Raw genomic sequence first — 799 nt, forward strand, 5'->3', positions numbered from 1 at the left:
TGTGGGAGGCAAAGGCAGCGTAATGTGAACAAAGAAAACAGCCAATGACGCGTTCATTGGCCTGAGAGAGAAATACTATTTAAAAGAAAGCAAAGACTGAGAAAGAACCAGTACCATAAACGTCAGTTTGTGATTCTTCGTAATCAGGTGTTTTCACCGTAAAGGTTAGGCTTGCGCCGTAATTCTGGTTATACCAAGTTGCACCTGCAACGGCACTTGCTTGCCAGTTTTCTAGAGTCACATCATAGGGTTCTGATGAGCCTGGAATACCTGAGCGATCGCCTTCAATGGTGATATCGTTGAAACGGTATCGACCTTCAAATCCTGTAAAGACAAACCAACTGGAGGTATTTTTCGCAAGCATACTGGCAGAGAAAGGGCTTTCTACACTGATGTTTGCCGCGCCAATACTATTGGCTAGATTCGTGCCCCAGCGGAACATGACACCTTGTGATACATCGCTGCGGAAGTTACCTGCGTTAATGTCATTCACATTAGTGATTTCCCATTGCGTCTTCTGGCCCTCACTGCGCATGAGTTTATTGAAAGCTCGGTAACCAACGCTAAAGGCAATTTCATCGTCAATTTGGTAATCCCAGCCTTGAGGATCGGTTGAACCAGTGATGCCGTGAACAATTTCCTGCGCTTTTTCTGATAGAGAACTTTCACCTGTGGCACCAATGGTGAAGTTATAGCGAACGGCTTGATCGGCGGTTAGAGATAGGTAGTTGATTTCAGTGTGTAGGTAACCAGCATATGGACGGTCATTGGCAAGAGGGTAGTCTGCTTCAATATCACT

Annotated in this window: 1 protein-coding gene; it reads right to left on the bottom strand. The window is 45.4% G+C overall.

All coding sequences use genetic code 11. The features are described 5' to 3' along the window. Positions 1–79: 79 nt before the first annotated feature. Positions 80–799, bottom strand: a 720-nt coding sequence (locus tag R7Q09_RS24975) for a lipid A deacylase LpxR family protein (protein WP_318143801.1), incomplete at its 5' end; no start/stop codon positions are given.

It is taken from the genome of Vibrio sp. 2130-1, assembly GCF_033339515.1.